The 24,959-nt window shown below is 65.4% G+C and carries 26 protein-coding genes; 15 read left to right on the top strand and 11 right to left on the bottom strand.

All coding sequences use genetic code 11. From position 1 onward, the window contains the following. Positions 1-40 precede the first annotated feature (40 nt). Positions 41-1,168, bottom strand: a complete 1,128-nt coding sequence (locus N6C22_RS02265; protein WP_261649099.1) for a methyltransferase — start codon at positions 1,166-1,168, stop codon at positions 41-43. Positions 1,169-1,663: 495 nt separating this feature from the next. On the opposite strand from N6C22_RS02265, the gene N6C22_RS02270 reads away from it, so the two are divergent. The 5 genes from N6C22_RS02270 to N6C22_RS02290 all read left to right on the top strand — a co-directional run bounded on the left by N6C22_RS02270 (position 1,664) and on the right by N6C22_RS02290 (position 2,940). Further along, entirely contained in the window at positions 1,664-1,870 is a 207-nt protein-coding gene (locus tag N6C22_RS02270) for a hypothetical protein (RefSeq protein ID WP_261649100.1), read from the top strand. A gap of 57 nt (positions 1,871-1,927) precedes the next feature. Next, entirely contained in the window at positions 1,928-2,071 is a 144-nt protein-coding gene (locus N6C22_RS02275; protein ID WP_261649101.1) for a hypothetical protein, read from the top strand. A gap of 80 nt (positions 2,072-2,151) precedes the next feature. Beyond that, on the top strand, positions 2,152-2,340 hold the full coding sequence (locus tag N6C22_RS02280) for a hypothetical protein (protein WP_261649103.1): 189 nt from the start codon (positions 2,152-2,154) through the stop codon (positions 2,338-2,340). 38 nt (positions 2,341-2,378) lie between these two features. Continuing rightward, positions 2,379-2,549 (top strand): hypothetical protein, encoded by a 171-nt coding sequence (locus N6C22_RS02285; protein WP_261649105.1) that lies wholly within the window; start codon positions 2,379-2,381, stop codon positions 2,547-2,549. Positions 2,550-2,565: 16 nt separating this feature from the next. Further along, positions 2,566-2,940 carry a hypothetical protein gene (locus N6C22_RS02290; protein ID WP_261649106.1) on the top strand — a complete coding sequence of 125 codons (375 nt, stop codon included), beginning with the start codon at positions 2,566-2,568 and terminating at the stop codon, positions 2,938-2,940. A gap of 5 nt (positions 2,941-2,945) precedes the next feature. Here N6C22_RS02290 and N6C22_RS02295 read toward each other — a convergent pair whose 3' ends face one another. Further along, the gene (locus tag N6C22_RS02295) at positions 2,946-3,707 is read right to left on the bottom strand and encodes a hypothetical protein (RefSeq protein ID WP_261649107.1); all 762 of its coding nucleotides are present in this window, start codon (positions 3,705-3,707) and stop codon (positions 2,946-2,948) included. Between the two features lie 152 nt (positions 3,708-3,859). Between N6C22_RS02295 and N6C22_RS02300 the strand changes: the two genes are divergently transcribed. Together N6C22_RS02300 and N6C22_RS02305 are read left to right on the top strand one after the other, a co-directional pair. After that, positions 3,860-4,534 (top strand): DUF2306 domain-containing protein, encoded by a 675-nt coding sequence (locus N6C22_RS02300; protein ID WP_261649109.1) that lies wholly within the window; start codon positions 3,860-3,862, stop codon positions 4,532-4,534. 93 nt (positions 4,535-4,627) lie between these two features. After that, positions 4,628-5,209, top strand: a complete 582-nt coding sequence (locus N6C22_RS02305; protein WP_261649110.1) for an IMP cyclohydrolase — start codon at positions 4,628-4,630, stop codon at positions 5,207-5,209. A gap of 1 nt (position 5,210) precedes the next feature. Here the strand turns inward: N6C22_RS02305 and N6C22_RS02310 are convergent, their stop codons facing one another. Both N6C22_RS02310 and N6C22_RS02315 read right to left on the bottom strand, forming a co-directional pair. Beyond that, the gene (locus N6C22_RS02310) at positions 5,211-6,170 is read right to left on the bottom strand and encodes a patatin-like phospholipase family protein (protein WP_261649111.1); all 960 of its coding nucleotides are present in this window, start codon (positions 6,168-6,170) and stop codon (positions 5,211-5,213) included. Next, on the bottom strand, positions 6,170-7,024 hold the full coding sequence (locus N6C22_RS02315) for an SDR family NAD(P)-dependent oxidoreductase (RefSeq protein ID WP_261649112.1): 855 nt from the start codon (positions 7,022-7,024) through the stop codon (positions 6,170-6,172). Before N6C22_RS02315 ends, N6C22_RS02310 begins: the two co-directional genes overlap by 1 nt. Before the next feature lie 86 nt (positions 7,025-7,110). Here N6C22_RS02315 and N6C22_RS02320 point away from each other — a divergent pair, with 86 nt between their 5' ends. Continuing rightward, positions 7,111-7,770 carry a metallophosphoesterase gene (locus tag N6C22_RS02320; protein WP_261649113.1) on the top strand — a complete coding sequence of 220 codons (660 nt, stop codon included), beginning with the start codon at positions 7,111-7,113 and terminating at the stop codon, positions 7,768-7,770. A 259-nt stretch (positions 7,771-8,029) separates the two neighbouring features. On the opposite strand, the gene N6C22_RS02325 is transcribed toward N6C22_RS02320, so the two are convergent. The 3 genes from N6C22_RS02325 to N6C22_RS02335 form a co-directional block, all read right to left on the bottom strand. After that, positions 8,030-8,674, bottom strand: a complete 645-nt coding sequence (locus N6C22_RS02325; protein ID WP_261649114.1) for a DUF2268 domain-containing protein — start codon at positions 8,672-8,674, stop codon at positions 8,030-8,032. 89 nt (positions 8,675-8,763) lie between these two features. Beyond that, positions 8,764-10,107 carry a tryptophanase gene (locus tag N6C22_RS02330; protein ID WP_261649116.1) on the bottom strand — a complete coding sequence of 448 codons (1,344 nt, stop codon included), beginning with the start codon at positions 10,105-10,107 and terminating at the stop codon, positions 8,764-8,766. A 144-nt stretch (positions 10,108-10,251) separates the two neighbouring features. Next, positions 10,252-11,031, bottom strand: a complete 780-nt coding sequence (locus tag N6C22_RS02335) for a PHP domain-containing protein (RefSeq protein ID WP_261649117.1) — start codon at positions 11,029-11,031, stop codon at positions 10,252-10,254. A 166-nt stretch (positions 11,032-11,197) separates the two neighbouring features. Here N6C22_RS02335 and N6C22_RS02340 point away from each other — a divergent pair, with 166 nt between their 5' ends. Beyond that, the gene (locus N6C22_RS02340; protein ID WP_261649118.1) at positions 11,198-12,217 is read left to right on the top strand and encodes an NADP-dependent oxidoreductase; all 1,020 of its coding nucleotides are present in this window, start codon (positions 11,198-11,200) and stop codon (positions 12,215-12,217) included. Positions 12,218-12,277: 60 nt separating this feature from the next. Here N6C22_RS02340 and N6C22_RS02345 read toward each other — a convergent pair whose 3' ends face one another. After that, positions 12,278-13,306, bottom strand: a complete 1,029-nt coding sequence (locus N6C22_RS02345) for an LLM class flavin-dependent oxidoreductase (RefSeq protein ID WP_261649119.1) — start codon at positions 13,304-13,306, stop codon at positions 12,278-12,280. Positions 13,307-13,420: 114 nt separating this feature from the next. Further along, complete coding sequence (locus tag N6C22_RS02350) at positions 13,421-14,599, bottom strand: aspartate kinase (protein ID WP_261649120.1); 1,179 nt, start codon at positions 14,597-14,599, stop codon at positions 13,421-13,423. Positions 14,600-14,762: 163 nt separating this feature from the next. Here N6C22_RS02350 and N6C22_RS02355 point away from each other — a divergent pair, with 163 nt between their 5' ends. Then, positions 14,763-15,200 (top strand): hypothetical protein, encoded by a 438-nt coding sequence (locus tag N6C22_RS02355; RefSeq protein ID WP_261649121.1) that lies wholly within the window; start codon positions 14,763-14,765, stop codon positions 15,198-15,200. A gap of 39 nt (positions 15,201-15,239) precedes the next feature. Here N6C22_RS02355 and N6C22_RS02360 read toward each other — a convergent pair whose 3' ends face one another. Then, positions 15,240-16,805, bottom strand: coding sequence for a DNA-directed DNA polymerase II small subunit (locus N6C22_RS02360; protein WP_261649122.1), 1,566 nt, complete (start codon positions 16,803-16,805; stop codon positions 15,240-15,242). A 120-nt stretch (positions 16,806-16,925) separates the two neighbouring features. Here N6C22_RS02360 and N6C22_RS02365 point away from each other — a divergent pair, with 120 nt between their 5' ends. After that, positions 16,926-17,930: a S26 family signal peptidase gene (locus tag N6C22_RS02365; RefSeq protein ID WP_261649123.1), complete on the top strand. Its 1,005-nt coding sequence runs from the start codon at positions 16,926-16,928 to the stop codon at positions 17,928-17,930. Between the two features lie 370 nt (positions 17,931-18,300). Here N6C22_RS02365 and N6C22_RS02370 read toward each other — a convergent pair whose 3' ends face one another. Further along, a complete protein-coding gene (locus N6C22_RS02370; RefSeq protein WP_261649125.1) occupies positions 18,301-19,857 on the bottom strand; it encodes a Cdc6/Cdc18 family protein in 1,557 nt (518 codons plus the stop codon). A gap of 1,696 nt (positions 19,858-21,553) precedes the next feature. Here N6C22_RS02370 and N6C22_RS02375 point away from each other — a divergent pair. The 4 genes from N6C22_RS02375 to N6C22_RS02390 all read left to right on the top strand — a co-directional run bounded on the left by N6C22_RS02375 (position 21,554) and on the right by N6C22_RS02390 (position 24,955). Further along, positions 21,554-22,201: an Era-like GTP-binding protein gene (locus N6C22_RS02375; protein ID WP_261649126.1), complete on the top strand. Its 648-nt coding sequence runs from the start codon at positions 21,554-21,556 to the stop codon at positions 22,199-22,201. A 3-nt stretch (positions 22,202-22,204) separates the two neighbouring features. Beyond that, positions 22,205-22,591: a DUF2073 domain-containing protein gene (locus tag N6C22_RS02380; protein WP_261649127.1), complete on the top strand. Its 387-nt coding sequence runs from the start codon at positions 22,205-22,207 to the stop codon at positions 22,589-22,591. Next, positions 22,591-23,601: a Zn-ribbon containing protein gene (locus tag N6C22_RS02385; RefSeq protein WP_261649129.1), complete on the top strand. Its 1,011-nt coding sequence runs from the start codon at positions 22,591-22,593 to the stop codon at positions 23,599-23,601. The genes N6C22_RS02380 and N6C22_RS02385 overlap by 1 nt, the downstream gene beginning before the upstream one ends. Positions 23,602-24,175: 574 nt before the next feature. Continuing rightward, the gene (locus tag N6C22_RS02390) at positions 24,176-24,955 is read left to right on the top strand and encodes a hypothetical protein (RefSeq protein ID WP_261649131.1); all 780 of its coding nucleotides are present in this window, start codon (positions 24,176-24,178) and stop codon (positions 24,953-24,955) included. The last annotated feature ends 4 nt before the right edge of the window (positions 24,956-24,959 follow it).

Consider the following 24,959-nt stretch of genomic DNA (forward strand, 5'->3'; position numbering starts at 1 on the left):
GATTCGAGCGATATCAGTCTTGTCACGATACCCGACCAGTCTACGGGACCGCCGCCAGCACGACGTGTTCCGCGCCGGTGGCCCGTCGCTCGACCCGGTCGAACCTGGTGAGGGAGGGCCGCAGGTCGAGTTCCCGGTGGTGGACGAGCAGCAGGCTGCCACCGGGTGCGAGCACATCGTGCGCCCCGGCGAACAGGTCGCGAAGGACCCCGTCCCCGGCGTGGGTCGGGGGGTTGCACAGCACCCGGTCGAAGGTCCGGTCGGCGACACCGGCGGTGCAGTCCGCGGTGACCACCGTTGCGTCGACCCCCGACGCGTCGAGACTCGCCTCGGCGCAGGCCGTCGCCACCGCGTCGTCGTCGGTGAGCCAGACCTCGCAATCGGCGGCGAGGCCGGCGTACGTCCCGACCGGCCCGTAGCCACAGCAGAGGTCGAGCACGCGCTCGCCGTCCTCGACTGCCGCGGTCTCGACGAGGAGCCGGGTGCCGTGGTCGACCGACGAGGCCGAGAACAGGCCCGGACGGGTGACGAACGTGCAGTCGTGGCCGTCGAGCGTCGCATCGATACGGCCGAGTGGGGCGTACTCGGGCGGGTCGATGGTGGATGGACGGGTGGACCGGATGAGCCGATAGTCGCCCTCCGAACCGACCGTCTCGACCGTCCCGGCCAGCTCGCGCAGGCAGTCCTCGTAGCGCGAGAGGCCGGTCCGAGTCGCCGCCGCGAGGTAGAACGAGCCACCGGGGCGGAGCAGGGAGAGCCCGGCGGCGAGACGGCGCTTCCCCATCGCGATGGCGGTGTAGGGTTTCGGCGCGTAGGTGACCGTGTCGAAGCAATCCGGGAGCGTGGCGGGGTCGGCCAGGCAGTCGACCGCGGCGTCGACCCCGTTCTCCTGGCAGTTTCGCTCGCAGAGGGCGGCTGCCCGGGCACTCGATTCAGTCGCCTGAACGGTGTCGGCCTGGTTGGCAAGCACGACGGGTGGAACGCCGTAGGTGGCTTCGAGACAGCAGAGGGCTCCGAGATCTGCGTCCCAGAGGTGTTCGAGCAGGAGCAAATCTGGCTCGCGGAAGGCATCGCCGGAGTGGACGCCGTCGGCGGTCCGGAAGCGGTAGCGGTCCGGACCCTCGGCGACCTGTGCCTCGAGGGCGAGGTCGGCGGTGGACCGGCTCATGGGTTGCACCCCCATGTCGGTCGGGCCAGGAGTTGTGGGCGGTGTCGGCAGTTCGTCGTTCGTGGGCGGTGCTGCTGGTCGGACGTCGAGCGAGTCGACGGTGTGTTCGGCATTGACGTGGGTTCGGCGGCTGCTGGCGGTCGGAGAACGAGACGACCCACGCCTGGCTAGCGGTGTGACGAGAGCGAGAGAAACGGCTCACGCGCACCGCAGCGCAGGCGTGAACCGGGTGCCGAACAGCGTGACCGCACGGTGGGTGGCGACCGAGCGCGATTCCGGTCGGGCCACCGGACAGCCCACAGTCGGCAAGCCGGCCGAACCACGTCCCGGGTTACCGAAGGGACGCCGAGTCCGACCTCGGGCTCGTGTTCAATCTGGTCGGTGTTTCGCCGCCGTGTCATAAAATCGTATCGCCGACGCCCGGGTCGGTGTCCACGTCGATGGCCGGGTCGCAAAACCGTTTTGTCGACCGAAGTACAACGAACTGACACGGTGGTGGGCTCCCTGCTGGACGACCACGACCCGAGCGAGGTGTACACGGCAGTCCTGCCGGTCGCGATGGGCCTGTTCACCACGGTGCTGGTGCTGGCCGACGACCAGACCGCGCTGGTGTTCGGGGTCGGCTTCGGCATCTCGCTGGTCCTGTTCGCCACGGTCCTCGGCGTGCTGTACGCGCGACGGGACGACGACGCCCCTGCATAGCGACCCTTGCTATCTTGGCCCCACAGCCAACGGTCTCGAAATCGAACCAGTTCCCGTATGCTCGAATCAGAATTCGAGGTGTGTACCGACTGCGGGAACCTCCACATGGAAGGCGGTGCCGCCCCGAAGCACGTCGACGAGTGCGCGGCCTGCGGCGGCCGCGTGACCGAGGTGGAACTCGACGACCTGGTCGGGCTGTAGTCGGCACCGTCGCCGCCAGCCAGCATCGCCCCGGAACCGACCCCCCAAACTGTTTGTTCCTGTATACGAAACGGTCGGGTATGGTCCACTGCCCCGCCTGCGAGACGGCCCTCGCGGACGCATCGGACGTCGAGTTCACCGAGACCGACGCGACGACCGGCTTCCTCGAAGCCTCCAAGCGATTCTACGTCGCGAGCTGTGCCGAGTGCGGCGAGACGCTCGGGAGCGGCGTCGCCGGTGCGAAGGCCGGTGGCGGCGGTGCCGTCTGAGAAAAAGACATTTATCATACCCGTCAGAAGGGAGGAATATGGCACACTGCCCTGAATGCGAGACAGCGCTCTCCGAGAAGACGGACGTCGAGTTCGTCGAGATGGACGCCACGACCGGCTTCTTCAAAGCCTCCAAGCGGTTCTACCTCGTGGCCTGCAACCACTGCGGCGCGGCAATCGGGAGCGGCGTCGCCGGCGCGAAGGCGTGAGGAAGTCGTCTCACGCATGGACGAGATAGCGAAGCGCATCGTCGCTGTCGACCTCTTCGTCGCGCTGACGAACGTCGGCACCGGCCTCGTGGTCGCCGGCTCGGTCGCGGACCCTGCCGCGTACGCATGGGTCGGTGTCGCGGTCGTCGCGATGGCGTTGCCCCTCGCCGTCGCCTCCGACCGAAGCGAGGCCGGCATGTGGGTACTCATCGGCGTCGGCAGCCTCGGCATTCTCGGCCTCCTCGTGGGATGGGCGACCGACACGGTGCCGATCAGCGTCGTGCCCGCGCTGCTGGTCGGGCTGGGCATCGCGCTCGGGATGCACCGACTGGTCTTCGGGGTCCTGCGACCGGTCCCCGACGCCCGGCGGGCCCGCCTGCAGTCCGGCTGACCCTCTCAGGTCCGGACGAACCGCGGCGCGACCATGTTCTGTACCGTGAGTCCGTCGCGCTCGAACGCGAAGAACGCCGGTTTCTCCTCGCCCAATCGGATGGTGACCTCGCCAGCCATCTCCGAGACGATCCTGTCCGTGTAGTCCAGCGAGAGGATGGTCTCCGTCTCGGCGGTCGCGTCGAGGGCGACCAGTCTGTCCGTCCCGTAGGTGAACTCCAGGTCGTCCACGTCGGCTTCGGCACGGAAGCTGACCGTCTCGGCGTCGGGGTCGACCGTGACGCGAACCGTGTTCGCCAGCCGGTCGCAGGCGCTGATGGCGCGCTGGAGGTCGCTCGCCTCGATGGTGAGTTCGTTCGGGAGGTCGGCCTGAGGCACGTCGGGCACGTTCCGGACGCTATCGGGGTGCAATGGCGCGATGGCGTAGGAGAAGTCCGCGCCGTCGATGGTGAGCTTGCGGGCCTCGGGGTCGAGCGCGAGCGAGATGACGGGGTCGTCGGCGTCGGCGAGCGCGACGGCCTCGGCCAGTTTCGCGATGTCGATTCCGAGCATTCCCCCGCCGCTTTCGTACTGCTCGAACGCGCTGGCGGGAAGGTCGCTCTCGACCATCGCCACCTCGGCGGCGTCGATGACCCGGACGAACAGCCCGTCCTCGCGGAGCTGGAACAGTGCTTCGTCAGCGATGGCGTCGAGTACCTGCAGTTTCGCGTCGAGGACTGTCGCGTCGACGGTGGCGGTGAACCGGGAGACCTGCTCGGTGTCGTGCATGGGAAAACCGACAGCCGTCGGCCGGGTAAACCCGAGCCATGGGCGGCGTGAAAGTGAAAGTGGACGTGGCAGCGAGCGTGGTTTGCTCGCCCGTCAGAACTCCCGGAAACCCTTTCCGATATAATTATGATTCCAACAATTGTGAGAGTGATATGAACACCATCGAATCCGCCGTTCTCGGCGTCCACATCTTCGCCGGCTTCGTCGCACTGGTCACCGGGGCCGGGGCCATCGTCACCGAGAAAGGCGGTCGTCGTCACCGCCGGCTCGGCCGGACCTACGTCTACGGGATGGCCGTCGTCTCCACGACGGCGCTGGTGCTGTTGGCTATCGAGCAGTCGGTCGGCCGCATCTTCCTCGGCCTCGTCGCCATCTTCAGCTTCTACTTCGCGTACTCGGGCTACCGGGTGCTGTCGCGCAAGCGACCCGCCGACCGGGCCGAGACCGAAGACTGGATCGCGGTGGCCCTGCTCGGCCTCGCGGGTATCGGCCTCGTCGCCATGGGTGGCTGGTTCTACCTCGAAGGAGAAGCGTTCGCCATCGTCATGTTCGTCTTCGGTGCCATCGCGTCCGTCGTCGCCGCCCAGGACGTCCAGCGCTTCCGGTCGGAGACCGCCGAACCCCGTGAGTGGTTCTTCGAGCACCTCCAGCGCATGGGCGCGGCCTACATCGCGACCGTGACCGCCTTCGGCACGGTCAACTTCACGTTCCTGCCGACCATCGCACGCTGGCTGGCCCCGACGCTCGTCGGTGGCATCGCCATCTGGTACACCGCCCGGCAGTACAGACAGCAGTTCGGCACCGAGCGCCCCGTCAGCGCGGACTGAGTTCAGTCACCAGTCGTCGGTGCAGACGCCGGAAAATAGCCCCACCGTGCATACATCGACACCTTCTTACCCCGAATGTGTGCACACTCGTGTATGTACATCGGACGATTCATCGTCGTCGGCCCGAACGTCAGCGCGTATCGAGTCTCCTCCCGGTCCTTCCCGAACCGGCAGGTCTCGGCCCGCGGGGAGGATACCCTCACGGTCGGCCCGACCGAAGACGCCCCCGAGACGGACAACCCCTACATCGCGTACAACTGCGTTCGGGTCACCGAGAACGGTGCCGTCCTGGGCAATGGCTCGCACGTCGACCCCGCCGCCGAGAAACTCGCCATGGGCTACCCCGCCCGCGACGCCCTGGCGCAGTCCCTGCTGGCGCTCGACTACGAGAAGGACGACTACAACACGCCCCGCATCGCCGGCATCATGACCGACGATGGGCAGGCATTCATCGGCATCGTCCGCAAGGACGCTCTGCTCGTCGAGCAGGTCGAGGAGCCGACGCTGGTCGCGACCTACGAGGAGGACGCGCCGACCACGTACACGCTGGACTCGGACACGGCCGCCGAGGCCGCCGCCGAAGTGTACGACGCGGACTACGAGCACGCCGTGTGTGCGGCCGGTATCGGCCGCGACGGCGACGGCTTCGAACTGGCCGTCGAGAACGGCGAGTAACTCAGTCCTCGCGACGGGCCTCGCAGAACTCGCTGGCCCTGTCGTGCCCCCGTCGCTCCAGTTCTTCGAGGAACTCCGGTGACCGGTCGAGCTTCGAGGAGGCGTAGAACTGCTCGTCGATGGCGATGCGGTGTATCTCCGTCTTCTGGAAGTCCGTCTCGGGCAGGTGGCCCTCGTCGATCCAGGCGTTCACCTTCTCGATGAAGTGCAGCTGCTCGTTCAGCGAGATGTTCCCCGAGAGCTCGTTGCGCCGGTCGTATATCTCGCGCAGGCTCTTCGGTTCCTCCTCGATGCGCTGGGGATTTATCTGGATGATCCACAGCTCCTCGGGCTTGCGCTCGGCGGGAAGGTGAAACAGGTCGCGGATGGGTGGGTTGTGGGAGAACAGCCCGTCCCAGTGGGTGTGGCCCTGGATCTCGACCGCCGGGTAGAGGTCCGGGATGGCCGCGGAGGCGAGGATGGCCGTCGAATCAACCTCGCCGTCACAGAAGGTCTCGAACTCCCCCGCAGTGACGTTGACCGTCCCGACCGCGAGCCGGGGGGCATCGCCGGTGGCGAGCGCGGGAAAGCGGTCGAAGTCGATGTGGCGGTCGAGCAGGCGCTGGAACTGTCGCTGGCCGGCCCGCGCCATCGGGTTCTGGTAGGGGCTGACCTTCACCGTCGGAAAGCCGCTGGACTCGACGGCCGAACTCATGACGACCCAGTCGTTGAGGAAGCGGTCGGTCGGGGACTCGGCGGTGAGGTCGGCCCAGATGTCGTCGAGCAACCCCTGTGGCGTGTGCTCCTCGGAGAGTAGTCCGTACCAGGCTCCCGCGGCACAGACTGCACCGCCCGAGGTCCCCGAGAGGCCGACGACCTCGTACTCGTCCTCGCACTCCGTGAGCAGGCACTTCAGCGCCCCCGCGGTGAACGCGGTGTGGCTCCCACCGCCCTGGCAGGCGATGGCGACGCGGGTCCCCATCAGTAGGTGGTGAGGTGCCCGCCGTCCCAGGTGAGGTCGCCGCCGTCTAAGTGGCGGCCGTGCTTCGAGAAGCCGAGGACGAACAGGTTCGCGACCTCGACCGGCTCCATCATCTCCTTGACCCGCGCGTCGCCGAGCATCACGTCCTCGACGACCTCGCGCTCCGTGATGCCGCGCTCCTCGGCGGTGTCGGGGATCTGGTCGGTGACGAGGGGCGTCTTCACGTAGCCCGTCGAGATGGTGAACGCCCGCAGGGTGCCCTCGCCCTCGGCCGCGATGGACTGGGTGAGCCCCCGCAGGCCGAACTTCGAGGTGATGTAGCCCGCCTTGTCCTGGGTGGCGATGTGGCCGTGAATCGAGGCCATGTTCCCGATGGCCCCGACCTGGTCGTCGGTGTCGCGGATGTGGGGCATCACCAGTTTGGAGAGGTAGAACGGGGCACGGAGCATGATGTCGTGCATCAGGTCGTACTTCTCCATCGGGAACTCCGGAAGCGGGTCGATGTGCTGGAGGCCGGCGATGTTCGCCAGGTAGCGAACCTGGCCGTACTCGGCCGACTCCGCGACGATGCGCTCGATGTCGTCGTCGTTCGTGAGGTTCCCCACGACCGTCTCGACGGTCCCCTCGACCTCGCACCGTTCGGCCTCCTCGACGGTCTCTGCGAGGCCCTCCTCGTCGATATCGGTCGCGGCGACGGTGAGTCCGTTTGCCGCGAGCGCGACCGCTGTCGCCCGGCCGATACCGGACCCCGCACCCGTCACGATAGCGACGGAATCCGCCGTGAAGTGGTCGTCGTCGACTGTCAGGACGTCCTCGCGACGCAACTCTGCCGGTTGAATGGAATCGTCCGCCATCGCCCGGAAGTGCGTTCCGGGTTACCAAGAAACTAGGTCCGCCCGCCACGGTGAGAACTATACTGCTGGAGCTTCTGTCATAATACATGAAGTTCGGCGTCATCTCGGACATCCACGGGAACAAGGTGGCCCTCGACGCGGTCCTGGGGGACATGCCGCCGGTCGACGGCCTGCTCTGTGCCGGCGACGTCGTCGGCTACGGCCCCTCCCCCGCCGAGTGCGTCGACGTCCTGCTGGAGCGCGACGTGCCGACCGTGATGGGCAACCACGACCGGGCGGTCGCCCGCGACACCGGCTTCAACTTCAACGAGATGGCACAGGCCGGGGTCGCCTACAGCCGCGACCACCTCGAGAACCGCCACATCGAGTGGCTCGGCCACCTGCCCGACGAACGCCGCGAGTGCGACGGCTACGTGAAGATCGTCCACGGCCACCCCGGCGACCCCGACCACTACACCCGCCCCCACGAGTTCGCCCCGAACCTCCTGCGGGGCGAGGCCGTCCTCATCCTGGGCCACACCCACGTCCAGCACACCGCCGAGTTCCCCGAGGGCGTCGTGATGAACCCCGGCAGCGTCGGCCAGCCCCGCGACGGCGACCCGCGGGCGGCCTACTCGGTGCTCGACATGGAGACCGGGGAGGTCGAGGAGCGCCGAGTCGAGTACGACATCGAGCAGGTACAGCAGGCGATTCGTGAAGCCGGCCTGCCGGAACGCCTGGCGACCCGGCTGGCCGTGGGGGAGTAGACTCGATATTTCCCGGAGGCGCGCGCTATGGGCAGTCCCGAACGGGAGTGAGGGCTGCCGAATAGTCGCGCGAGGGCTGACCGGAGCGAACGGAACGCAGTGAAGTGATGCGAAGGGAGGCGGCTGGGGAGGGCGTGGAGCGGGGCGGGTGCGGTGCTGGGCGGTCATGGACGCCAGCACGAGTGAACTGCCTGTCGGCATACCGACCGACGATGCGACTAGCCGAATCGTCAGCAGGCGACGAAACGTCTCGCATCGCCTACTCTCCGAACAACCGGTCACCGACCGCGACCAGCTCCTCCCGGTCGACCGCGACGAACTCCTGCAGGCCGTAGCTCTCCTCGTTCAGCAGTTCCTCCCCGAGTCGATACGCCAGCGAGTAGCCGTACCCGTGCGGGTAGCCACCGGGTTCGGGGTCGATGAACAGCGGCCCGCCGTCCTCGTTCTCGGCGTCGAACTCGTCGTCACGGACTGCGGGCCAGTACTCGGCGAGGACGGGTTCGCCGTGTCGCGTCCACCACGGCGAGTCGTACTCGGGGACCAGCCGAGCCGCGACGTGCTGGGTGAACGCCTCCTCGAGGACGTACTCCCACTTCCGGTCGGCCTCCCGTCCGCGCTGCTCGAAGCACCAGAGGTGGGCGTGCTCGTGGGCCGCGGTGGAGGCCAGCGACGCCTGCCACTCCTCGGCGTGGGTGTTGAAGGAAATCTCGATGGTGTCCGGGTAGTCGGCGTACCCGGCCGCTCCGTCGACCTCGCGGGTGACGAAGTCGCTGCCGTCCCAGCCGAGTTCGACCGACACGTCGGTCTCCAGTGGAAACGAGACGTTCGCGCTGGTCAGGGCGTCCTTGACTGTCTCTCTGGCTGCGCGCAACTCGCTGACGGTCGGGTGAATCTCGCGGGACATGGGCTGGCGGGGACGGCCGAAGCTACACGACCACGCGACAAAATGTCACACCCTTAGCAACCGTGGACAGCGATGGCTGGCGTGCGATTTCAGGCCCGCGGTTCGAGTTCGGCCGTGAAGTGCCGAATCTCTTTCATCTCGGGTTCCTTCGTGATTTCGAGGCCGTCGACCTCCTCGCGGTGGGCCCAGACCTCCTTCGCGGTGTCCACGATGTGCTCGATGTGCTCCTTGTGGTAGGTCCGGCGCGGGACGGCCATTCTAACCAGTTCGGGGCGGTCGCTGTCGGGGAACGCGAAACTACCCAGCTCGACACAGCGGACGCCACCCTCGCGGTAGAGTTCGCAGACGAGCGCCTGGCCGGGGAACTCCTCGGCCGGGATGTGCGGGAAGAACTCGCCCGCGTCGAGGTAGACCGCATGTCCGCCGATGGGCTGGAAGACGGGGAGGCCCTCTTCGGCCATGAGCTGGCCGAGGTACTGGACCTGCCCGACGCGGTCCGAGATGTACGCCTCCTCGACGGCCTCGCGGAGGCCGACGGCGAGCGCCTCGATGTCGCGCCCGGACATCCCGCCGTAGGTGGCGAAGCCCTCGTAGAGGATTCCGCGCTGTTTCACCTGCTCGTACAGGGTCTCGTCGTGGCAGGCGACGAAGCCGCCGATGTTCGAGAGGCCGTCCTTCTTGCCCGACATGACCGCGGCGTCGGCGTAGGAAAGCTGCTCGCGGGCGACCTCGGCGACCGACGAGTCGGTGAACTCCGCCTCGCGCTGGGTGACGAAGTAGGCGTTCTCGGCGAACCGGCAGGCGTCGAGGACGAACGTCGCGTTAATCTCGTCACAGAACTCGCGGACCTTCCGGGTGTTCTCGACCGAGACTGGCTGGCCCGCCGCGGAGTTGTTCGTGATGGTGAGGACCACGGCAGGAACGTTCTCCGCGCCGACCTGTTCGACGACCTTGCGTCCCTCCTCGATGGAGAAGTTCCCCTTGAAGTCGCCCTCGGCGTCGAGGTCGCGGGCCTCCGGAACCGGGCAGTCGACCGGGTCTGCGCCCTGGTTGGCGATGTGGGCGCGGGTCGTGTCGAAGTGCGTGTTGTTCAGGACCGTGTCCCCTTCCTCGACCAGCGCGCCGTAGAGGATGTTCTCCGCGCCGCGGCCCTGGTGGGCCGGGACGACGTACGGGAAGCCCATCACGTCCTCGACGGCCGATTCGAGGTTGTGGAAGCTGCGCGCCCCGGCGTAGGACTCGTCGCCGCGAATGAGTGCGGCCCACTGCTGGTCGGACATGGTCCCCGTCCCGGAGTCGGTGAGGAGGTCGATGAACACCGATTCGGAGTCGAGGTTGAACACGTTGTAGCCGGCCGCTTCCAGGTTGGCCTCGCGCTCCTCCCGGGCGGGGAGGTGGATGCGCTCGACCATCTTCGATTTGTACGCTGTCATTGACCCAGTATTGGGGCGAAAATGTGAAAGTCCTAATTGGCGCTGTCTGGCCCCGAATCGACAGAATCACCGATGGATGTACGAAGATGGTGAGCCGAGAACAGGAGTCGACACCAGCGGGCTGAGTGGAAGACGAACACGGCCTCAGTCGACCAGTTTCGGCGGTCCGACCGGCTCGATTCCCCGCTCGTCGAGGAACGACTCGAGGAAGTCTGCGCGCTCGCCGATCTCGTTCGGGCGGTGCGAGTCCGTCCCAATCGTGACAGCCACGTCGTACTCGCGGAGGATGTCGAGGAATTCCGGGTCGGGATGGACGAAGCCGGGGTCGCCCAGGGCGCGCCCCGCATTGATTTCGGGGACCGTTCTGGAGTCGGCGAAGGCCTGTGCTGCCTGCTCGTAGTGCTCGGTCGTGGCGCGCCCCCGAAGGTGCTCGGTACGTTCGATGAGGTCCGGATGGGCGGCGATGTCGAACAACTCCGAGTCGGCGAGCGCGACCAGCGCGTCGAAGTAGTCGTCGACGAAGGCATCGAGTTCGTCATCGGAGAGGTCCTCGAACTGCGGCGGGGCCTGCACGTTGTACTCGCCGACCGAATGGACGCTCCCGATGACGTAGTCGAAGCCTGCCTCGTCGAGGAACGCGCGAATCTCGGCCTCGTCACGCGGGTCGTAGTCCATCTCGACCGCGTCGTAGATGTCGATGTCAGCCCGTTCGCGCACCGTCTCGATGCCGTGCCGGCGGCGCTCGTACGTCATGTCGAGGTTGAAGCCGTACGCCGCCCGGAACGTCCGGGGGTCCTCTCGCTGCGAGACGTTGCAGTGGTCCGCGAAGCCGATTCCCTCGAGACCGGCCTGTGTCGCGGCGTAGACCATCTGCGTGAGGAAGCGGCCGTCGGAGTAGGTCGAATGGACGTGGAAATCTCTCACACAGTGTCTTCGGCCCCGATGTGATTTTAGCTTGCGGGGCCGTCGCCGGGTCGAGTGTCGCGGCGTCGAGCCTCGCCGCTCCGAAGGCGAGACACTGCAGGTCTGGGCAAGGCAGACCGACTTCCGGGGACGGAAGGCCCATCCGTCCGACACACCGAGCAAGGCCATGGACGAATCCAACAGAGCGTGGTATCTGGCGGAGCGGCCCGAAGGCGAGCCGGACGCCGACAGCTTCGAACTGCGAGAGGACGACGTTCCGGAGCCAGCGCCGGGGGAACTCCTCGTGCGCGTCCGCTATCTCTCGGTGGACCCGTACATGCGCGGTCGGATGCGAGACAGGGAATCGTACGCGGAGCCGTGGGACGTCGGCGACGTACTGAAAGGCGGCATCGTCGGTGAAGTCGTCACGAGCGAGAGCGACCAGTACGACGCCGGTGACCTCGTGACCGGCGAGGGAACCTGGGCCGACTACAGTCTCCTGGATGCGGACGACGTCGCGCCAGTGGACACGGACGTGGCGGACCTCCCGGCGTATCTCGGGGTTCTCGGGATGCCCGGACGGACGGCCTACTTCGGCTTACTCGAGGTCGGCGAGCCGAAGCCCGGCGAGACGGTCGTCGTCTCCGGGGCTGCCGGGGCCGTCGGGTCCGTCGTCGGCCAGATCGCGAAGCTGAACGGCTGTCGAGTGGTCGGCTTCGCGGGCTCCGACGAGAAGACCGAGTGGCTCACCGAGGACCTCGGCTTCGACGCCGCCATCAACTACAAAGCAACCGAGGACTACGGCGCGGCACTGGACGACGCGGCCCCCGGCGGGGTCGACGTCTACTTCGACAACGTCGGCGGCCCCATCACGGACGCGGTCTTCACGAAGCTCAACCTTGATGCGCGGGTCGCCGTCTGCGGGCAGATCGCCCACTACAACGACGAGAGCGTCCCGATGGGACCGCGAAAACTCCCCATGCTCATCGCGCCCCGGGCCAGAGTGCAGGGACTCCTTATCAGCGATTACGTCACGCGGTTCGGTGAGGCAAGCGAGCAACTGGCGACGTGGGTCGCCAGCGGTGAGCTCGCCCACCGGGAGACGGTCGTGGAGGGGCTCGAACAGGCGCCGGACGCGTTCCTCGGCCTCTTCTCCGGCGACAACATCGGGAAGCAGGTGGTGCAGGTGTCGGCGGGCTCAGAGTAGGACTAACCGGTCGGCACCGTTTCTGAGAGGGGACTGGCCGTATCTGGGCGAGAACTCCCCTCAGCGAGGCGTAAGTCCGACGCCGTCGGCCAGGAGTTCGTGCGACCGGAGTGCGTCGTCGTGGTCTGCGACGACGTGTTGAATCATCGCTTCGTCGACGCCGACGCGCTCGGTGAGCTGTTCGAGCAGGCCGGAGAGCGTTTCGGGGCTCCCGGATATCGCCCGCGGCCACTCGTCGGCATCCAGCGTGGCAGGGGTCGGCTCGGGCACACCGCCGAGTTCGTCGATGGCCTCCTCGATGGACGGCGTGGTGCCGATGACGCCACGTTGCATCCGTTTGTACGATGCCTCTGCCATCGCCCGGAGCCGCGCCGCCTCCTCGTCGGTCTCCGCACAGACCGCGTTCACCGCGACCATCCCCTGTGGTTCGTCGATACCGCTGGACAGCTCCGACTGCTGGAAGTGCTCGCGGTACTGCTCGAACGCGTGCGTCGCGAACTGGGGCCGGATGAACGCCGCAAAGCAGTATCGTAAGCCGAGTTCGCCGGCGAGCGCTGCGCTCGATGGGCTCGACCCGAGTACCCAGGGCACGGGTTCGTCGGCACCCGACCGGGGAATCTGGATGTCGCTGTAGGCGTGTTCTGCAGGGTAGTCGTCGTAGAGATGGTTGACGACGGCCGTTATCTTCTCGGCGTGGTCCTCGTCGGGATTCTGGACGTGCCGTTCGGTGCCGAGGGCGCGGTCGACAGCCGGCGAGCCGTTCGCCCGGCCCAGGCCCGCGTCGATACGGCCGGGAGCCAGTGCGTCCAGCGCCCCGAACTGCTCTGCGACCTTGAACGGACTGTAGTGATTGAGCAACACCGCACCAGAGCCGAGTCGTATCGAGTCGGTCTCGGCGGCGAGATGGCCGAGCAAGACTTCGGGTGTCGTGCCCGCAAGGACGTCTGCCATACCGTGGTGTTCGGCGACCCAGAGCCGCGAGTAGCCGAGTCGCTCTGCCTGCTGTGCGATCTCGACGGTGTTCGCGTAGGCGTCGGTCGCGGAGCCACCGTCCGGGACCGGAGACAGGTCGACGAGGGAGAGGTCCATACCCGGGTTCTGCGACTGCGAGTGAAAACGGTTTGGCTAGCAGTGGATTCACCCGGCGGTAGTCGTCCGTGAGAGAACAGTCCCGTCGGGGGCCGGAAAACGACTGCCTTCGGTTCAGTACAGGTTCTGGAGGATCTCCAGCGTCTGCTCGCGGTCCTCCCAGGTGACGAAGATGGCGACGCTGGTCGCACTCGTGATGATGTCGTGGACGTTGATGCCCGCGTCGGCGAGCGGGTTGACGATACCCGCGATGACGCCGGGCTGGTTCGGGAGTTCGCCGCCCGTGATGCGGACGACGGCGATGTTGTCCTCGACGGTCACCGAGGAAAGCATCTCGTCCTCGACGACCTCGCGGTGGAGGATGTTCTCGGAGCGCTCGGCCTCGCTCTCGTCGACGTAGAAGGTGATGGAGTCCATGCCGCTGGCGACCGCGTCGATGTTGATGTCGGACTCGGCCAGGGCTTCGGAGAGGCGGTGGAACACACCGGACTGGTTGCGGATGGCCCGGCCCGCGATGGTGAGACAGGCGAGGGGCTCTTCGAGCATGTCGACGAGGTGCTTGAACTCGCCGGTGATCTGGGTCCCGCCCGAGAGCAGGTCGCCGTGCTGGTAGTGGACGACGCGAACGTCGAGGTTGTCGTCCTTGTAGGAGAGCGCAGACGGGGCGACGACCTCGGCCCCGCGGAAGGAGAGGTTACGGAGTTCGTCGACCGAGATCTGGCCGACGTTCCGGGCACCCTCGACGACGTGGGGGTCGCCGGTCATGACGCCCTCGACGTCGGTCACGATGACGACCTCGTCGGCGTCGAAGTACTTCCCGAGCATGACGGCCGTGGTGTCCGAGCCACCGCGACCCAGCGTCGTGATGTGGCCATCCATGGTCTCGGCGAGGAAGCCGGTGATGACCGGGACGACGCCGTCGAGCTCTGCGGCGATCTTCGCGGCGCGCTTCTTCGTCTCCTCGACGTTCACCTCGCCGTTCTCGTTGGCGACGACCGGCCAGTCAGGGTGGCCGGGTTCGAGGAACACGGCGTCGATACCGCGGGCGGTGAGGGCGGCCTTGAGCATCCGGACCGAGGTCCGCTCGCCCATGCTGACGATCTCGGCGCGGTCGGACTCGTCGGCCTCGAAGGTAATCTCGTCGAGCAGGTCGTCGGTCGTGTTCCCCATCGCGCTGGCGACCACGGCGATCTCGTGGCCCTCGCGGACGGCGGCGGCGACGGAGTCCGCGGCGCGGTTGATACGGTCACCGCTGCCGAGACTCGTCCCACCGAACTTCGCGACTACTCGCATACGTTCACCTCGTCGGTGCGAAATCGGTTCATACCACCACCTTTCCTCGTCGGCGGCATAACTATGTCCCTCGTGGGAAAAACCTGCCGCCGAGTGGAAGGTGCCACGAGCGACCGGGTACCGTTGTCATGTTTTATACCGAATCGGGTCCAACGTGTGACCGATGCACGTACGGGACGCGGTGGAGGCCGATGCCCCCGCACTGGCCGCCATCGCCGATGCACCGACGGACGTGATGCGTAATCTCGTCCACGACCGAACCGTGAGAGTCGCCGAAGACGAAGGAATCGAGGTGAACGACCCGAACGCCGACGTCGAGGAGACCGACACACCGGAACTGCTCGGGTTCGTGAGCTTCGACGCCGCGACGGACACCGTCCACATCACCCAGCTGGGCGGCACCGAGGCTGCATGCGAACGATTGCTGGAGGAGCCGATGCGGTTCGCCCGGACCGAGGGCATGGCCGTCGAGTTGCTCGTCACCGACGAGGGGTCGCCGGCAGCCGTCGCGGCCGAACAGGCCGGCTTCGAGCAGCAGGGGACGGGGCCGCGCTTCGAGCACAAACAGACGCTCCGGTACCGGTTCGGAAGCGGCGACTGACGGTGGACGAAGAGCGCCGCGAAAAGAGTGTGGCGAGGCTCAGGAGAACTTTCTGACGGTCACGTCGAGCGTGTCGAGGTCGACGATGGGCGCGTAGCCGGAGTCGGGATTGATGTTGACGGACTTCTGGAAGTCGGTCTGTTCCTGCCAGCAGCCGGAGTTGATGGCGAGGACGTTGTGGTACTTCCCGAAGCCGAGCTTGTGGACGTGGCCGGTGTGGAAGATGTCCGGCACGTCCTCGATGACGAGGTAGTCCTTCTCCTCGGGGGCGAGGCGGGTGTGACCACCGTACTGCGGCGCGACGTGGCGCTTCTTCAGGAGCTGGTACATCGCCTTGTGTGGCTCCTCGTAGCTCGCCTTGTCCTCGGGGAGCTCCGCGATGACCTCGTCCAGGGAGACGCCGTGGTACATGAGAACGGAAACGCCCTCGATAGTCACCGTCGAGGGGTTGCCCGTAATTCGGGCGTCGTGGGCCGACATGATGCTCCGGAGCTCGTCGTCGAACCCGGGCTGGGGTTCGGCGAGGCGAACCGCGTCGTGGTTCCCCGGAATCATGACGATCTCGAGGTCGCCGGGCACCTGCTTGAGCTTCTCGTTGAACGTCTCGTACTGCTCGTAGATGTCGACGACGTCGAGTTCCTCGTCCTGGTTCGGGTACACCCCGACGCCCTCGACCATGTCGCCCGCGATGAGCAGGTACTCGACGTGTTCGGCCTCCTCGGTGTAGAGCCAGTCACAGAAGGCGTCCCACTCGTCGTGCATGAACTCCTGGCTGCCGACGTGGACGTCCGAGATGAGCGCGGCCTGGACGTGGCGGTCGGCGTAGGACGGTTCGTAGGTGCGGGGCACGTCGGGGAAGTGCATCGCGTCGACGAACACGATGCCCGCGTCGTCAGAGAGCGTCCCCTCGATGGCGATGACCTCGTCACAGAGGAGCTCGTCGACCAGTTCCGCGATGTCGCGGTCCTTCATCACGAGGCAGGGGAACGTCCCCTTGGTGTCCTCCAGTTCGACCAGCCAGTGGCCCGAAGCGGTCGACCGGATGTCGTTCACCATCCCGACGATGGCGACCTCGCTCCCCGGCGCCATCGACTCGATGGCGGTCGTGGGGCGGTGGTTGACGCGACCCCGCAGCTTGCTGGAGAGCTTGTCGTAGCGGTCGCGGAACACCTTCACGAAGTCCTTGTACTCGCCAGTTCCGGTGCTCTGGCCGGTGATGTCGCCGGCGATGTCGAGCGAGCGGTGGGAGCGGTCGCCGGAGCGTTCGAACGACCCCCCTGTTTCGACTGGAGCAGTGGCCCCATTCGTTGGTTCGTCGGTGGAATCTCCACCCGAAACGGAGGGGTCGGTGTCTGCAGTCTCGGCGTCCGTGGTCGCGGTCCCCTTCGGGTCCGGAACCGGCGCAGAGGAGGGCGCTGCGTCGCGGACCGTCTGGACGTCTTCCGCGGTGATGACGATGGTGTCCGGGCCGGCCGCATCGACGACTGCGCGGAGGGTTCCAGTCGGGTCGTCGGCCGTCGCGATGAGCGTCACAGCCTCGCGTTCTGCGTTGTAGCCGTGGCTCGCGAGCTCGCCGACGATGCGTGCGGACCCCTCCAGTGGCACATCACTCTCGAACTAGCCGGGCGGGCAAAAGGGTGCCGAAAATCCCGACCGATCGAACGAAGGCACGGCCAGAATCCGCAACAGAAGGTTGATTGGCCGCGGGTGACAACCCCCGAGCAGATGACCGGACCCGGCAACGCCGACGACCCTGACGACGCCGACCGGCCCGACGGTCGCGACGGCGACCCGGCCGCCCCCGGCGACGACCAGGGTCCGACAGACGAGTGGGAGTGGGTCAGTGACGAATCGAGTCCCGACGACGCCGACGGGTCCGAACCGCTCGGAACCACCCCCGAACAAGACCGGGTCGTCGACGCCGACGCGGACGCCGCCACTCCGCCGCCACAGCCGAACGGGAACGGCGACGACTCGGAAGAGTTCGACGGCCCCATCGACTGGTTCTTCAACACGAGCGACCCGTGGGTCCAGACGATTCGCGACATCGGCAGCAGTGTCCTGACCGTCGCTCTCATCGGGCTCGTCCTGTTCGCCGTCAGCGGGGTCTGGCCGCCACTCGTCGCGGTCGAGAGCGGGAGCATGGAGCCGCACATGCACAAGAACGACCTGGTCTTCATCGTCGACCAGGACCGGTACGCACCCGACGGGGGCATCGAAGGCACCGGGGTAGTGACGTACCAACACGCCAGGACCAACGGCGGCTACTGGAGTTTCGGTGACTACGGGAACGTCATCGTCTACCAGCCCTACGGGGACGTCCGGCGCACACCCATCATCCATCGCGCCATGTTCTACGTCGAGCGTGGCGAGAACTGGTACGACCGGGCGAACGAGAGCTACCTCGACGGCGCGGACTCGTGTGCCGAGATCGCCAATAACGCCTGTCCGGCCCCCCACGCCGGGTTCATCACCAAGGGCGACAACCAGGTGACCAACGACCACTACGACCAGGTCGGCGGCCAGTCCAACATCGTCCGACCCGAGTGGGTTCAGGGGAAAGCGAAGGTCCGCATCCCCTTCCTCGGCTGGGTGCGTCTCCAGTTCGCCAATCTCGCGAGCGCGACCGCCAGCACCGGGCCTGCGACGCTAGCCGGGCTTCGCCTGCAACTCGGGCTGTTCGCGGCCGGGCTGGGGACCGTCGTTTCGCGTCGACGCGGCTGGTTGTAGGGCGGGGTTTCGGGTTCGGTTTTTCGCGGTTTCATCGATTTCTGCCCAGCTGGCAGGCGCGTGCTCGTGAGCGTACCGAGTGAAACGAGGCCGCGAATCTGAGCCGCGCGAGGGATGAGTACCGCAGGGGAGTGACGTGAAACGGAACGTACCGAGGAACGGAATCGGCTGGGGAGGGTGTGGTCGCAGTACTGTGCCGTGGCGGTCTCCAGTGCCATCGGCGCGAGTCAGCTACTCCCGAGACAGCCACCCTTCGGTTCGACTCGAAACGGTGACCACCGGCGCGAAATGGCAACCACCAGCGCATCAAAAACAGCAACCGGAATAAGAACAGCAACCGCAATTAGAACAGCAACGAGAAGGAACGCTTTCAGTTGTTGAACCGGGCCTGCACGAACGGCTGGATGTTCTCGATGTCGCCCAGCCGCGAGTCGCTCATGAGTACGGCCTCGGTCTCGTCGATGGGCACGGACAGACTGATCTCCTTGGTGCGGCCGTACCGGCCTTTCGAGACGACGACCGCGTTCACGATGCCGAGCATGTCGAGTTCGGAGATGAGGTCGGTGACGCGGCGCTGGGTGAGCACGTCGGCGTCGATCTCCTCGCAGAGGCGCTTGTAGATGTTGAACACCTCACCCGTGTTGATGTTGTGGACGCCGTTCTTCTCCAAGAGGATGATGGCGAACAGGACGAGTTTGCTCTGCGTGGGGAGGGTGCGTACCACCTCGACCACGCGGTCGAGCTCGATCTTGTCCTGGGCCTGCCGGACGTGCTCCTCGTCGACGACCTCGGACTGCGAGCGCTCGGCGAGTTCGCCGGCAGTCCGGAGCAGGTCGAGTGCCCGACGGGCGTCACCGTGTTCCTGTGCGGCGAAGGCGGCACACAGCGGGATGACGTCACCCGTCAGCGCACCCTCTTTGAACGCCACGTCGGAACGGTGCTGGAGGATGTCCCGGAGCTGGTTCGCGTCGTAGGGTGGGAAGACGATCTCCTCCTCGCCGAGGCTGGACTTGACGCGGGGGTCGAGGAAGTCGGTGAACTTCAGGTCGTTCGAGATACCCATGATGCTCACACGGGAGTTCTCGAGTTCGGAGTTCATCCGCGAGAGGTTGTACAGGGTGTCGTCGCCCGATTTCTCGACCAGCTTGTCGATCTCGTCGAGCATGATGACGACCACGCGTTCCTCGTAGTCGACCGCGTCGAAGAACACGCTGTAGACGCGGTCGGTCGGCCACCCCGTCATCGGGACGCTCTCGAACTCGTCCTGGTCCTCGCGGAGGGACTCGATGCGGTCGCGAACCGCCTCCCTGGACTCGAACTCCGTCCCGGTCAGTGGGTGTGACTGCCCGGCGCTGCCGTGGCGGTCGTCGGCCGAGTCAGCGACCGACCCCTGCTCGTCGAGGGCGTCCAGCAGCTCTTCGAGCTCGTCGATTCGACGGTCGATTATCTCCTCGTTCTCGTCGATGAACTTGTTCGCGAGCTGGGCCAGCACGCGGTACTGGGTGTCCGTCACCTCGCAGTTGATGTACTCGACGGAACACGGCACCTCGTACTTCTTCGACGTGCTCTCGAGTTCGTTCGAGACGAACTTCGCGCTGGCGGTCTTCCCGGTCCCCGTCTTCCCGTAGATGAGGATGTTGGAGGGGGTCTCGCCACGGAGCGCGGCGACGAGGATGGTCGCCATCTTGTTGATCTGCTCCTTCCGATGAGGGAGCTCGTGTGGCGTGTAGGAGGGGCGAAGCACCTCCTTGTTCTCGAAGATGGGTTCCCCGCTGAGGAGGTCGTCGAACAGCCCCTGTGATTCCTCCTCTTCCTCCTCGTCGAGGACGACGTCGTCGAGGTCGACGCTGAAGTCTCGTGAGGTCTCTATCTTCCCGGGTCGCTCCCGGTCTGGCTCGTCATCGCCCGCCTCTTCTTTATCGGTCATCTGTTACTTAACCCCCTTGTTTCAGCTGGAGATTATCTGCTCATGTCGCGCGAGAGGACGTGACACCGCAAATCAGTAGGTCTACAGCGTAGAACGCGATGTCGGTTCGTCCAGTTGATGCAAACGAACCAGATGAACAGGAGGGTAATAATAGTTGTCCTTCACCGACCAATTCAGGGGGTGTTCCACCCGAAGAAACCGGGGTCGATGTCGGTGTAAATCGGTTACACGGGCGGTAGCGGGCTCGAAAAAGGATTTTAGATGCGCTCCGTGAAACATGGTCCCCGTCGGTTTCAGGTCGAACGGTAAATCACGGTGGGTGTAGGCCGGTCGGAGCTGTTCTTGCCTCGACGACGGGTCCCGTCGTGGTGGGGATGGGTATGACACTGGGACTGGCTGTGGCCGGTGGATCACTTGTGGGAGTAGTCTCGAGGGTGAAAGCCGGGTGGACGGGAAGCGAAGGGGTTCGCCGGCGAGGGAGTCGAGGAATCCGCCCAGTGTTTCCGGTCGAACAGGGGTGAGCACAGAATCCGCTGAAATCGCTGGCGGGGCTGTGTGGTTCTTACTCGGTGATCCTTACTGCGCTTTTACTATCTCATTATTCTAGTTAGAATGCGCGTGATTGCGTGTGTAGACGGGAACTGAGAAACTGAGCACTGAGAAACTGAGCACTGAGAAACTCGTGGAAGAGAACGTTCTCGGAGGATGACCGGGCTCTGCTCGTTGTTCCAGACCGCGATACGAGCCTAGCATCTCGACCCTCTCGTGTTCTGGTCTGACTCCCCTGTGCGGTCGAGTCCGATGAGGACCTCGTATCTGACCTAGCTCGGGGGCGCAGATTCAGGTGGGCTTCGGTTCGTGACCAGCAATCGGAGCTGCCCACCCATGGCGGTAGCCGCCCGACAGTTGTCGTCAGGGTTGGACCGACGATAAGATCGAGATGTGTCTCCACGGGAGGTCGGGTTTCCACGGCAGTCTGGGGGCGAGTCAGGGCGATGGACCGGAAACGAAGGGGTGCTAGCACGTGTCTAGGAACCCCCCCACCCCTTTGTTTCGGGTGGAACGGGAGAAAGGTGGGTGGGGGGTCGAGAGGGACTTCTAGTCCCGGAATGTTTAAGACATTACTCTACAAACAATATCCGTAATGCCGCATTAATCCAAATGCTACTAGAACTAGTTATATTGTAGACTAGAGGTTGGACGGAACGTGTTTTCTAGCTAGAACGAAATCGCCCAGCTTCCGCCCTCCCACCCCACCACCTCGACAGTTTCCACTCGAAACGAAGGGGTGGGGGGCTCTCACTGGTTCGTGCTACCATACCCCACAACCACTCTCTCCGAGTTACTTCGAGTCGCTTCGAGTCGAGTCGCTACGAGTTGCTACGAGTCGCTCTGGAATCCGCTCCGAGTCGGACCGAGGTTCTCCCGTATCGACCCAGGTCGTCTTCTCGACTCCGCCCTGAACCACGGCAGCTGGGACCAGCCACCTCCTGGGGCCTGTTTCGGGTCTGGTCCAGGAGGACCGCCAGTCTCTCATATCGCGATTCCGTCTTTCGGTTTCCGACTCCAGCACTCCATAAAAGTCACTCTCATTATATGTCTGACGTAGGCTTAAGTGAGTCGAGTCCGCTACTATGGTCAGACGCACGTGAATCACGGGCCCACAGGCCCGTCGCGTGTGGGAGGATAGAACAGGATGGGACTCATTTCAGGACTGAAAGACAGCCTCACTCGCGTGAGGGAAAGTCTGTTTGCAGAAGAGGAGCAGCAGAAGCGAATCGGCATCTACGGACCGCCGAACGCTGGAAAAACAACACTGGCGAACCGTATCGCTCGCGACTGGACGGGTGACGCCGTCGGGCCGGAGAGCCACGTTCCACACGAAACGCGCCGCGCACGGCGCAAGGAGAACGTCGAGATCGAGCGCAACGGGAGCTCCGTCAACATCGACATCGTCGACACGCCCGGTGTGACGACGAAGGTCGACTACGAGGAGTTCATGGAGTTCGACGACTTCGACAAGGACGAGGCCGTCCGTCGGTCCCGCGAAGCGACCGAGGGCGTCGCCGAGGCGATGCACTGGCTCCGCGAGGACGTCGACGGTGTCATCTACGTGCTCGACAGCTCCGAGGACCCCTTCACGCAGGTGAACACGATGCTCATCGGCATCATCGAATCGCGCGATCTGCCGGTGCTCATCTTCGCGAACAAGATCGACCTCGACGAGTCGAGCGTCAAGCGCATCGAAGACGCGTTCCCACAGCACGAGACCGTCCCGTTGTCGGCACTCGAAGGCGAGAACATGGACGAGGTCTACGACAAGATTGCGGACTACTTCGGGTGAACAATGCCAGAAGCAAAAACCTCAGACGGCGGCGGGGTCCAGATCGACCTCATCAGTGGCGAGCGGATGGCTAACCTGGCGAGCATGGAGAAGATTCGGATGATTCTCGATGGGGTCCGCGATGGGAACATCGTCATTCTCGAAGAAGGGCTCTCGCCCGACGAAGAGTCCAAGCTCATCGAGGTCACGATGACCGAGATCAGCCCGGACGAGTTCAACGGCATCGAGATCGAGACGTATCCTCGCTCGAAGACCAACGACTCGAGCATCCTCGACCGCATCATGGGTCGCGAGGAGACGTCGAAGCTCACGGTCATCGGACCGGCGAACCAGATAGAGACGCTGCACAAGGACGAGAACCTCATCAGCGCGCTCGTCTCCCGGAAATAATGCCGCACCAGTGTACCGAATGCGGGCGAACGTTCGAGGACGGCTCCAAGGAGATGCTGTCGGGCTGTCCCGAGTGTGACGGGAACAAGTTCCAGTTCATCCCGAAGGGAGCTGTGAACGACGCGAACGCGTCCGCCAGTCCACCGGAACCGCCGGCTCGCGGGTCCGAATCGAGCGCCGTGAGTAAGGCGGCGACGACGGTCCGCGACTGGGTGAACCGGAACTCCCAGGACGAAGACAAGGCCTGGCCCAAATCCGCGACCGAGGACTACGATACGCCCGCGGAGAAGGCGGCGGCTCGGTCGAACGATTCACCGGCCCCGGCGGACCCGGCTCCACAGGAAACACCGGCGTCGACCACCGGGGACACCAGCTCGCCGAGTGCAGCACAGCCCGACGCACCGAGTGCAGGTGAACCGGAGGCTCGGAGTGCAGGCGAACCGGAGGCGCGGAGAGCTGGCGAACCCGAAGCGCGGAGTGCTGGCGAATCCGAAGCGCGGAGTGCAGGCGAACCAGAGGTGCGGAGTGCAGGAGACGCGGATGGACTCGAAGCAGGCGAGGTCGGACCGGCCCAATCGCCGGAGGAACAGGAAACCACCGGCGGGATTTCGGCGCGAACGATGTCCACCGAGGACAACGCGCAGGCGAGCGCCCGGTCGGACGTCGTTTCGCCGGACGAACTCCCCGACCCGAGTGAACGGTCGCACCCGGCGACCAGTGGTGACTCCACGCGACGGACAGCCCAGGCGACCGAGCGAAGCCAACAGCCACAGCCGACCGACGGCCACGTGGTAGCCGAGCCGAGCGACACCGAGGTCGACGACCGCCCGGACCTGGACGAACTCCGCGAGGAGCTCAACCAGCAGTTCGAGAGCATCAAGATCCTCAACCCCGGCCAGTACGAGCTGAACCTGATGGAGCTGTACGACCGCGAGGAGTACATCATCTCCCTGCGCGAGGACGGTCGGTACGTCATCGACGTGCCGGACAGCTGGCGCGGGAGCGAGTGAGCAGCGCTTCCACCTGAACCCATCCGTCACCTCTCACCGACGACTCGCTGTCGACTCCTCGTTGCTGACCGTTCTCCCGGTTTGTCTCGTTTCGTTTCGTCACGCCACGTCTCGTCACGTTTCGTTTCGGCACGCCTCGCCACGCCACGTCTCGTCACGTTTCGTTTCGGCACGTCTCGTCTGCTTCTCGTATCGTCTGCTCCTCGAGCCTGAGCACTCCGACCACCCCTCTATTTCTTGTCGAGAATCTCGATAGAAGGTTCGAAAACACGATTCATAGTTTTATCCGATTCCACTCGAAACGGTACTGTAATCACTCACTCTCCCTGAAACGGTGCTGTCCTCGCTCGGGGGTCACCTGCGCACTCACGCGAGTGGTCGAGACGAAATCGATACCGGCGAGACGAAATCGCGGCGGTTCCACGCTCGCGGCCGGAACTGGTGGTTTTAAGCGTTCCCGCTCGTACCTCCCGCACATGAGTGACGCCACGAAGATCGTCCTGACCACTGTCGGAGTCTCTGGAGTGCTCGCTATCGCCCTCGTGCTCGTCTCCCTCGGCGCTGGCGGCGTGTGATGTTCAGCGAACGCGACCTCTCTCCTTCGGTCGAAGCAGTCCGCGACGAGCACGCCCCGGAGGCGCTCGTCCTGGATGCGGGCACCGACTTCGAGACGATTCCGCCAGCACAGGCTGAAGACCTCGGTCTGCTCGTCGACTCGCTCGCACCGACCGAGTACGACCCCGCGTGGGTGCCCGAAGCGGGCCCGGAGCTCTTGCGACGGCTCGCGGGGAACGAGTTCACCATCGGTGCCCCCGGCGACGGCAGCGTCGCGTGGACTCACCAGACGAAGCCACCGGTCGTCATCGTGAAACCGCGCGTCGAGGGCTCACCATCGGCGTTCATCGATTTCCTCGTCGCGGAGGCACTGGTCGAGGTCGGTCTCGACGTCCCCGAGCACTTCCTCGGGTTCTTCGGCGAGCACTACCGCGAGCTCGCCGCGGCCACACCGCTCGACCCGAACGCGACCTACCAGGTCGCCGCGGCGCTGTACGACGGCTGGCTCGGCCTGCAGACGCGGGACGTGTTCGCGGAGTGGCTGACGAGCCACCCCGACCTCGGTGACGCCTGGCAGGACGCCGGCTCGCGACTCGAAGGCAGACTGGACGGGCTCGCCCGGGAAGTCGCGCTCGGCCAGACCGACTTCGCGGACGCGACCGAACTCGCCTGTAGCGGCCTCAAGCACGCGGTCGAACTCCCGGCTCCGTTCGGGGCACTCGACACCGATGCCTACCGGGACCGGGGTGCGCCCTACGCGGTCAAGTGGGCCGAGAAGACGTTCGACACGCTGCAGTAGCGGA

It is taken from the genome of Haloarchaeobius sp. HME9146, from assembly GCF_025399835.1.
GTDB lineage: Archaea > Halobacteriota > Halobacteria > Halobacteriales > Natrialbaceae > Haloarchaeobius.

Coding starts and splice junctions, on each gene's coding strand:
- N6C22_RS02265 (WP_261649099.1), bottom strand. CDS start 1,168: ATGAGCCGGTCCACCGCCGACCTCGCCCTCGAGGCACAGGTCGCCGAG.
- N6C22_RS02275 (WP_261649101.1), top strand. CDS start 1,928: ATGCTCGAATCAGAATTCGAGGTGTGTACCGACTGCGGGAACCTCCAC.
- N6C22_RS02280 (WP_261649103.1), top strand. CDS start 2,152: ATGGTCCACTGCCCCGCCTGCGAGACGGCCCTCGCGGACGCATCGGAC.
- N6C22_RS02285 (WP_261649105.1), top strand. CDS start 2,379: ATGGCACACTGCCCTGAATGCGAGACAGCGCTCTCCGAGAAGACGGAC.
- N6C22_RS02290 (WP_261649106.1), top strand. CDS start 2,566: ATGGACGAGATAGCGAAGCGCATCGTCGCTGTCGACCTCTTCGTCGCG.
- N6C22_RS02295 (WP_261649107.1), bottom strand. CDS start 3,707: ATGCACGACACCGAGCAGGTCTCCCGGTTCACCGCCACCGTCGACGCG.
- N6C22_RS02300 (WP_261649109.1), top strand. CDS start 3,860: ATGAACACCATCGAATCCGCCGTTCTCGGCGTCCACATCTTCGCCGGC.
- N6C22_RS02305 (WP_261649110.1), top strand. CDS start 4,628: ATGTACATCGGACGATTCATCGTCGTCGGCCCGAACGTCAGCGCGTAT.
- N6C22_RS02310 (WP_261649111.1), bottom strand. CDS start 6,170: ATGGGGACCCGCGTCGCCATCGCCTGCCAGGGCGGTGGGAGCCACACC.
- N6C22_RS02315 (WP_261649112.1), bottom strand. CDS start 7,024: ATGGCGGACGATTCCATTCAACCGGCAGAGTTGCGTCGCGAGGACGTC.
- N6C22_RS02320 (WP_261649113.1), top strand. CDS start 7,111: ATGAAGTTCGGCGTCATCTCGGACATCCACGGGAACAAGGTGGCCCTC.
- N6C22_RS02325 (WP_261649114.1), bottom strand. CDS start 8,674: ATGTCCCGCGAGATTCACCCGACCGTCAGCGAGTTGCGCGCAGCCAGA.
- N6C22_RS02330 (WP_261649116.1), bottom strand. CDS start 10,107: ATGACAGCGTACAAATCGAAGATGGTCGAGCGCATCCACCTCCCCGCC.
- N6C22_RS02340 (WP_261649118.1), top strand. CDS start 11,198: ATGGACGAATCCAACAGAGCGTGGTATCTGGCGGAGCGGCCCGAAGGC.
- N6C22_RS02345 (WP_261649119.1), bottom strand. CDS start 13,306: ATGGACCTCTCCCTCGTCGACCTGTCTCCGGTCCCGGACGGTGGCTCC.
- N6C22_RS02350 (WP_261649120.1), bottom strand. CDS start 14,599: ATGCGAGTAGTCGCGAAGTTCGGTGGGACGAGTCTCGGCAGCGGTGAC.
- N6C22_RS02355 (WP_261649121.1), top strand. CDS start 14,763: ATGCACGTACGGGACGCGGTGGAGGCCGATGCCCCCGCACTGGCCGCC.
- N6C22_RS02365 (WP_261649123.1), top strand. CDS start 16,926: ATGACCGGACCCGGCAACGCCGACGACCCTGACGACGCCGACCGGCCC.
- N6C22_RS02370 (WP_261649125.1), bottom strand. CDS start 19,857: ATGACCGATAAAGAAGAGGCGGGCGATGACGAGCCAGACCGGGAGCGA.
- N6C22_RS02375 (WP_261649126.1), top strand. CDS start 21,554: ATGGGACTCATTTCAGGACTGAAAGACAGCCTCACTCGCGTGAGGGAA.
- N6C22_RS02380 (WP_261649127.1), top strand. CDS start 22,205: ATGCCAGAAGCAAAAACCTCAGACGGCGGCGGGGTCCAGATCGACCTC.
- N6C22_RS02385 (WP_261649129.1), top strand. CDS start 22,591: ATGCCGCACCAGTGTACCGAATGCGGGCGAACGTTCGAGGACGGCTCC.
- N6C22_RS02390 (WP_261649131.1), top strand. CDS start 24,176: ATGTTCAGCGAACGCGACCTCTCTCCTTCGGTCGAAGCAGTCCGCGAC.